The following is a 5,697-nucleotide window of genomic DNA, read 5'->3' as shown; positions in this document are numbered from 1 at the left end:
AGGAGAAAGACGTATGACAGCTTGCGTCAACAGGAAGCACACCAAGAAGGTGGCCGCCGTCGTGACCGCGTCCCTGGTGGGCGCGCTCAGCCTCGGCGTGGCCCCCGTGGCCGCTATGGCTGAGGAGATCGATCTCCAGGCCACCATCACCCCCGACACCAGCGCCTGGAACAAGGCGACCTTTGACTACAGCGTCGATGCCGACATCGACGGCAAGTACGTCACCACAGTCGGCGACTACATGACCGTCCAGGGCGTCAAGACCGTCGACGGCAGGGAGCTCGGCCCCTCCGACTACACCGTCGTCTACTTCGCTATGAGCGGCTCAGCCCCCGATGACACTGACGTGCTCGTGAACGCGACCACCGCGGCCACCGTCAGCAAGCGCGACGGCGGCGTCCCCAACGCCGTGGGCAACTATTTCGTCGCTATCGTCGAGGGCTCCGTCGATATCAGCACCCTGGACAGCACGAAGAGCTACAACGACCTTAAGACTCTCGCCGGCGTCGAGTCCATCCACGTCCAGGCTTTCGAAATCAAGGCGGCCTCCGAGGACTTCGGCGACATGGGCGCCTACGAGTACGACGCTTCCGCATCCGACAAGGGCCTCTCGGACACCACCCTTACCTACAAGGGCAGTGCTCTCAGCATCGGCGTCTCCATGGACGGTAAGCGCCTGACCAATGAAGACGCAGGGAACTTCACCTACAAAATTACCAGCGCCCCGAGGGTGACTGGCACTGCCCCCTCTGTCGTTAAGGACAGGACGGCGGCAGCAGACGGTATCGCGGTCTTCACGCTGAACAACGCGGTCGCCGGAGATTACACTGTACGAATTACCGGCGCCGGTGATTACGCTGGAAAAACCGCTGACGTGACCTTTACCGTCGCCCCCGTCGATCTCGATTCCGCCGTGCTTTCCATGGAACCCGTTGACGATGTAACCGGCCTGATGGTTACCGGCTCCGGCCCCAACTACTCCCTCGGTGACAACACCCTCGTTAAGTTCGATGGCGCTTCTGTGGATGCAGCGGACATCGAGGTCACCCTCAACGCCTACAACGATGTTCTCGTCACCGAGGCCGCGGTGAGCCCCGTCGGCAACAAGCTCACCCAGAAGGGCAAGTACACCTTCAAGGTGTCCGCTTCTACCGCCGCCAGCGACAACGTGATCGGAGGGCCGGTCCTGGTCGATGTTTACGTCGCGGACGAGACTGTCACCTACAAGTATTCCGGCTCTCCGATTAGCGGCGACGCCGACATGCCCACCTTCCTTCCCTCTGCGAACTTCCCGTTCAACCCGGGCAATCTCACCGCGTTCGCCGGAACCAAGGCGGTCCCCTTCACCTACACCGTCACCAAGGATGGCGAGGAGGTCACCTCCTACGATGAGCCGGGTGAGTATGTCCTCGAACTCGTGACCGATCCTGACAACGGTTTCAACTACGCCGGCCACAAGGTAGTCAAGTTCCAGGTCCAGGGCACCACCGTCGACTTCGGCACGGTAGGCATGTTTGTCTTCGTCGACAACAAGGACCTCGGCAAGGGCAACGACTACGGCAGCACACCCTACACCGGCTCCGAGATCGAGCCCGTCGTTGCGCTCACCAACAAGGACGGCGCGCTCGAGCAGGGCGTGGACTACACCGTCTCCTATGAGGACGAGGACGGCAACGCCGTGGAGTCCATCACCGAGCCCGGCAAGTACACCATCGTCGCGACCCTCGCGGACACCGACGAGACCGAGATCCCCTTCACGCTGACCGTGACGCAGGCGGCGATCGTCACCGCCAAGCCGACCGCCGACTTCTTCGCCACCGACGGCGAGACCGCCGCGGCCCCGAGCTTCACCGGCTCCACGAACAACGACTTCGACAAGGGCACGAAGTTCGACCTGCCCGCCGACCAGATCTCCGTGCGCTACTACGAGCTCGATGATGCCGACGGCAACGGCAAGATCGATGACGCGGACATCGCCGCCGCGAAAAAGGGTGCCCCCGTCGACGCCGACGACCTCACCGAGGACGGCTGGTACGTCGCCGACATCAACGTCCTGACCTCCTCCAAGACCCTCACGGGCAGCGCCACCTGCGCCTTCCAGGTCTCCAAGACCGCCGGCTTCTCCGACGTCGACGCTTCCGCCTGGTACGCGCCCTACGTCTACGAGGCCAAGGACCTGACCTACATGTCCGGCATCGCGGGCACGAACCTGTTCATGCCGCTCTCCGACATCTCCCGCGCCGAGCTGGCCCAGGTGTTCTTCAACATGGCCGGCCAGTCCACCGAGACCGGAAAGTACTTCCCGACCCAGTTCGGCGACGTCGACGGCTGGGCCTGGTACGCGCAGCCCGTCGACTGGGCCGCTCGCGCCGGCGTGGTGACCGGCTACGACGCCGACACCTTCGGCCCGACCGACAAGGCCAGCCGCCAGCAGGTCGCCGTCATGCTCTACCGCTACGCCAAGGCGCAGGGAAAGGACGTCTCCGTGGATGACGCCGACGCGGCCCTGGCCGCCTACAAGGACGGCGACCAGGTCGCCGACTGGGCGAAGGACGCCATGGCCTGGGCCGTCGAGAACGGCGTGTTCGGCGTCGACACCGACGAGCTGTACCCGACCGAGAACATCCAGCGCGCCGCCGTGGCCGCCATCACCGTCCGCTTCCAGCCCGAGCAGCTGAAGAAGTAGGCTCCCGGGCGACAGGCCCGAAAGAAGGAAGGCTCCCCCTCGCCCGAGGGGGAGCCGGCCCTCAGCATCAGCTGGCTCGGTGCGCCCGGACGCGTGGGGCCCACCGAGCCCACCGGCGAGAATGCAAGCTGTCGCGGACGAGGCCAAGCGCGAAGGGGCGTCCTCCCATCCCCTGGGAGGACGCCCCTTCGCGCTATGCAGGCTTTGTGTGAAAAAAGGGGATGGGCCGCGGCGGCCCATCCCCTCAAGTACTTTCCTGAATCCTTGCGGATATGGTTGCTTACTTGAAGATGACGTTGTCGAAATCGACGGTGTCGGACAGGCGGACGACCATCGTGGCGACCTCGGCGCGGGTGATCGGGTCCGTTGCGCGCAGCGGGGACTCGTTGCCCATGACGCCGGCCTCGACGAGGTAGGCGACGTAGCCCTTGGCCCACTCGGACACGGTGTTGGCGTCCTCGTACTCGCCGAGCACGGCGTCGACGTCGCTGGAGACGTCCTCGTTGCACTTCTCAGCGTAGACGGTCAGCATCTTGGCGAGCTCCTGGCGGGAGATGGAGTCCTCGGGGCGGAACATGCCGGTGCCCTCGTCGCCGGAAACGATGCCGGCCTGCTTGGCCCACAGGATCGCCTCGGCGTAGTACATCTTGCCGTCGACGTCGCCGAAGCCGGTCTTGAAGCCGGTGGTCTCGTCGTACTGGCCCTCGTCCACGAACTCGGGCTGGCCGGCCATCTTGTAGAGGACGACCGCGACGTCGCCGCGCTTGATGTTGTCGTTCGGGCCGAAGAAGCCGGTGTAGCCGTAGCCGCTCATCCAGCCGTTGGCAGCGGCCTCGTAGACGCTCTCGGCTGCCCAGAAGTCGTTCGGGACATCCAGGAACACCTTGGTGTCAGTGATCTCGAAGGTCAGACGGGCATCGACTACGTAGTTGTCGTCCTTGGCGTTGTCGGACAGGATCGCGACGTAGTTGCCGGGCTCGACGCACTCGTCGACGTCCTCCCAAGCCTTGGAGGTCTCGTTGTACTTCTGGTACTCGACCTTGTAGGCGCCCTCAGGCAGCGCGACCCACTCGACCGCCTTGTCGTAGCCGAAGCGGGCGTCGGTGAGGTCGTACTCGTAGGTGGGCACGACTGCCCCGCCGGTGTACACGTAGGCGTTGGAGATGCCGGTAACGGTCGGGGCACCCGCGAGTCGGATGTCGCCGTTGCCGGTCTTGGTGACCGTGGTGCCGTAGGTGTAGGTCAGCTTGACCGGATCGACCGTGAATTCGACGTCGGCGTCGGCGTCCTCGTCGAGGCGGTACATGGACTGGGCCTTCTCCTTGATGGTGGCGGTGTAGGTGCCGGCGTTGACCAGCTCGGTCACCACGTTGCCCTCGGAGTCCTTGACCTCGAGCTCGAAGGCGTCGGCGGGCAGCGCGTCGCCGTCGCGGTCGAAGGCCTCGATGCCGAGGTCGGCCATGAGGTCGGAGCCGGAGTAGATCTCAACGGTGTCGCCCTCGTCGATGGGCTCGCCGCGGAAGGTGATGTACGCGTCGGCCTCCTGGACGGTCACAGCGTCGACCTTGAAGTAGATGTCCTTGGCGCCGCCCCAGGCGAAGGTGTCGTCGACGACCTCGACATGGGCGATGTAGTCGCCGGGCCACACGGTGTCGGCGGCGTCGACGGCGGTCTCGTAGGTGCGGTCGCCGTCAGCGTCCATGTAGTAGGAGATGGAGTGCTCGAGCAGGCGCTGGTCGCCGCCAGTGATGCGGGCCTCGACGAGCTCGGCGTCGAAGCGGCGCACGGGTGAGGTCGGGGTGCTGTTGTTGGCGACGCCGTCGTAGGTGATGGCGGCGGACTGGCCGTAGCGGGTGACGGTGATGGTGCGCTCGCCGATGACGTTGGTGCACTCGGAGCCGTCCTGGTTCTTGGCGGTCAGCTTGTAGACGAACTTGCCGTTCACGCCGTCGGTCGGGGTACCGCTGGTGCTCTGGTCGGGCTGGAAGGCGAGATCGAGGATGATGCGGTTGCTCTCATCATTGCTCTCGCCGCTGACATCGGCCGTCGACCAGCCCTGAGACTTGCCCTTGCCGTCAAGGTCGGCGAACGTGATGGTGCCGGTGCTGCCGCTCTCGAGCTGGCTCACGAAGTCGGGCAGCGCGACGTTGGACTCGGCGCTGAGCTTAACGCCGTTGTTGAAGGTCACCTTCGCGGAGGCGAGGTCGATCGCGCTGACGGTGAACTTGATCTCGGCGCTCTGGCCGGCGTAGTCGCCCTTGCCCTCGATGCGCAGCGTGTAGTTGCCGGCGTCGACGAACTTCAGGTCGTCCTGGAGCTTGCCGTCCTTGTAGAGCTTGATGCTGTCGAGCTCATTGCTCACGCCGATGCGGTCCTCGCCGAGCTTGATAGCCCAGCCGCTGCCGTACTCGTAGCCTGCGGCGCGGAAGGTGAAGCCTTCGGAGTCGGCGTCGGCGGCGTTGACGACCTTAGCGTTCTCGAGCTTGTTGCCGACGATCTTGAACTCGATCTGGGCGCCCTCGATGGCCTTCACGCCGCTGACGTTCGGGAGGACGGCGGCAACATAGGTGCCCTCGGTCTCGCAGCCGGCCGCGCCGGAGCGGATGTAGGAGAGCTTCTTGCCGTCCTTGGTCTGGTCGCCATCGGTGGGCGTGCCGTCGACGACGCGGTAGTACGCGATCTTGTAGGCGGTGTTGCCGTCCAGCTCGATGTTGGCGCCGACCTGGGGGTCGACCACGGTCGGGACGACGAACTGGGCGACGCCCTCCTTGTAGGTGAACTCAGTGCCGGTGATGACGTCGCCGTCGGCATCGGTCCACTCGATGACCTTGCCGTCCTTGAGGGACTGCGCGGTGTCAGCGACGAGCATGTCGACGCCCTCGTTGGCCATGGCCGCGACGGGCGCGATGCCGAGGGAGAGGGCGCCCACCAGCGAGGCGCTGATGACGGCCGCGACCCTCCTAGAATGCTTCCTGTTGACGCAAGCTGTCATACGTCTTTCTCCTTCCGTG

The 5,697-nt window shown here is 64.9% G+C and carries 2 protein-coding genes; one reads left to right on the top strand and one right to left on the bottom strand.

What is annotated here, in order from left to right:
• Positions 1 to 13 precede the first annotated feature (13 nt).
• Positions 14 to 2,686 (top strand): S-layer homology domain-containing protein, encoded by a 2,673-nt coding sequence (locus H6A16_RS10360; RefSeq protein ID WP_204618912.1) that lies wholly within the window; start codon positions 14 to 16, stop codon positions 2,684 to 2,686.
• A gap of 280 nt (positions 2,687 to 2,966) precedes the next feature.
• Here the strand turns inward: H6A16_RS10360 and H6A16_RS10355 are convergent, their stop codons facing one another.
• A complete protein-coding gene (locus tag H6A16_RS10355) occupies positions 2,967 to 5,678 on the bottom strand; it encodes an S-layer homology domain-containing protein (protein ID WP_204618910.1) in 2,712 nt (903 codons plus the stop codon).
• Positions 5,679 to 5,697 lie beyond the last annotated feature (19 nt).

The organism is Collinsella tanakaei (genome assembly GCF_016900375.1).
In the GTDB taxonomy this organism is placed as follows: Bacteria; Actinomycetota; Coriobacteriia; order Coriobacteriales; family Coriobacteriaceae; genus Collinsella.
Note: the sequence above shows the minus strand (reverse complement) of the source record. Positions and strands in the feature narration are given on the sequence as shown.

Coding starts and splice junctions, on each gene's coding strand:
- H6A16_RS10360 (WP_204618912.1), top strand. CDS start 14: ATGACAGCTTGCGTCAACAGGAAGCACACCAAGAAGGTGGCCGCCGTC.
- H6A16_RS10355 (WP_204618910.1), bottom strand. CDS start 5,678: ATGACAGCTTGCGTCAACAGGAAGCATTCTAGGAGGGTCGCGGCCGTC.